Source organism: Rhizobacter sp. P3_B12 (genome assembly GCF_056402895.1).
Window position 1 is genome coordinate 1 of record NZ_JBFUGN010001104.1, and the last position, 1,895, is coordinate 1,895.

The 1,895-nt window shown below is 72.8% G+C and carries 2 protein-coding genes and 1 pseudogene; 1 reads left to right on the forward strand and 2 read right to left on the reverse strand.

Annotation, left to right across the window (positions count from 1 at the left end; genetic code table 11):
- Nucleotides 1-906: CaiB/BaiF CoA transferase family protein (locus AC1D01_RS32605; RefSeq protein WP_477873640.1), on the reverse strand; the 906-nt coding region annotated here is incomplete at its 3' end.
- A gap of 46 nt (nt 907-952) precedes the next feature.
- On the opposite strand from AC1D01_RS32605, the gene AC1D01_RS32610 reads away from it, so the two are divergent.
- Nucleotides 953-1,528, forward strand: coding sequence for an SRPBCC family protein (locus AC1D01_RS32610; RefSeq protein ID WP_477873641.1), 576 nt, complete (start codon nt 953-955; stop codon nt 1,526-1,528).
- Nucleotides 1,529-1,586: 58 nt separating this feature from the next.
- Here the strand turns inward: AC1D01_RS32610 and AC1D01_RS32615 are convergent.
- Nucleotides 1,587-1,895: pseudogene (locus tag AC1D01_RS32615) on the reverse strand (hypothetical protein); the annotation flags it as partial.

Below are 1,895 nucleotides of genomic sequence, written 5' to 3' on the forward strand. Positions count from 1 at the left end.
CTCGGCGACCCGCGCGACGCGCCCGGCGTTGCCGGCCAGCGCCGGGTCGGCGCCGAGGTCGTCGCGGCCGATCGCCGCCATCAGGCGCTTGAAGATGCTGTCGCCGTTGCCGGCCACCAGCACCCAGCCGTCATGGCAGGCGTAGGCATTGCTCGGCGCGATGCCGGGCAGCGCCGAGCCAGCGGGCTCTCGCACGGTGCCGAAGGCGCTGTACTCCGGCAACAGGCTTTCCATGCAGTTGAAGACGGCTTCGTAGAGGGCCACGTCGATGACCTGCCCGCGCCCCTTCGGCGCCTCGGCCGACACCGTCGCGTGCCGGTGCTGCAAGGCCATCAGGATGCCGATCACGCCGTGCAGCGAGGCGAGCGTGTCGCCGATGCTGACGCCCACGCGCACCGGCACGCGGCCCGGCTCGGCCGTCAGGTGGCGCAGGCCGCCCATCGCCTCGGCGACGACGCCGAAGCCCGGCCGGTCCTTGTAGGGCCCGGTCTGGCCGTAGCCGCTGATGCGCAGCATCACGAGGCCCGGGTTGGCGGCCGACAGGGCTTCGTAGCCGAGCTCCCAGGCCTCCATCACGCCGGGCTTGAAGTTCTCGACCAGCACGTCGCACTCGGCGGCGAGCCGGCGCACGATGTCGCGCGCCTCGGGCTGCTTCAGGTCGAGCGCCAGGCTGCGCTTGTTGCGCGACTGCACCTCCCACCAGACGCTGGTGCCCTCGTGCATCAGGCGCCACTGGCGCAGCGGGTCGCCGCTGCCGGGCGGCTCGACCTTGATCACGTCGGCGCCGAAGTCGGCCAGGGTCTTGGCGGCGAACGGGCCGGCGATCAGCTGGCCGAGTTCGAGCACCTTCAGGCCGGCGAGCGGGCCGGGGGAGGTGGGCGCTGGGGGAGGCGCTTGAGCGGACATGCCCGCGATGGTAGTGTCTGGCGCCGCCAATTCGATGGGGAACGCCATGCGATTCATCGCCCTCGGGGTCTCGTGCGCGCTGCTGCTCGCCGCGCTGGCCGACCGCGCCGCCGCGCTCGAGCGGGCGATCGACAAGGAGGCGGTGGTGGCCGCGCCGGTGGCCGCGGTGTGGCAGAGCTGGACCACGAAGGCGGGCATCGAGGGCTTCTTCGCGCCCGAGGCCGAGGTCGACGCGCGTGTCGGCGGGGCGTTCCACATCCACATGGATCCACTGGCCGAGCCCGGCCTGAAGGGCGCCGACGACATGCACTTCATGGCGCTGCAGCCGATGAAGATGATCAGCTTCGACTGGAACGCGCCGCCCTCGCTGCCCGAGGCGCGCCGGCAGCGCACCTTCGTCGTCGTGCGTTTCGCGCCGGTCGATGACAACAGCACCCGCGTGACGCTGCACCACGTCGGTTGGGGCGACGGCGGCGAATGGGACAAGACCTATGCCTACTTCGACCGGGCGTGGGGCCGCGTGCTGGAGAACCTGCAGAAGCGCCACGCCGCCGGGCCGGTCGACTGGACGGCGTGGATGGAGAGCCTGCGCAAGGCGCATGCGGCGCCGCCGGCGCGTTGAGCCGGCACCTCCGTTCGGGCTGAGCCTGTCGAAGCCTGGTGGCGAACAACGAGCGCCCCTACCACTTGCACCCGCTGCCCTTCACCGCATCCACCGCCAGCGGCACGGCCGCCAGCAGCCCCATGGCGCCGTAAGCGGTGCGGCAGTCGGTGCGGCCGGCCTTGTCGAGCTCCTCGGTGATCTTCGCCTTGCGCTCGGGCGGCGGCGGCAACAGCGGCAACACGCCGGGTGACGGGCCGCCGAGGCTGCTGCCGCGGCTGCGCAGGCTCGGCAGGTTGAGGTTCAGTTTCGGTTCGCCGGGGGCACCGGGCGGGGCGGCGCTGTCGTGGCCGGCCTCGCTGCCGGGGCCGGTGGCGGGGCCGACCGG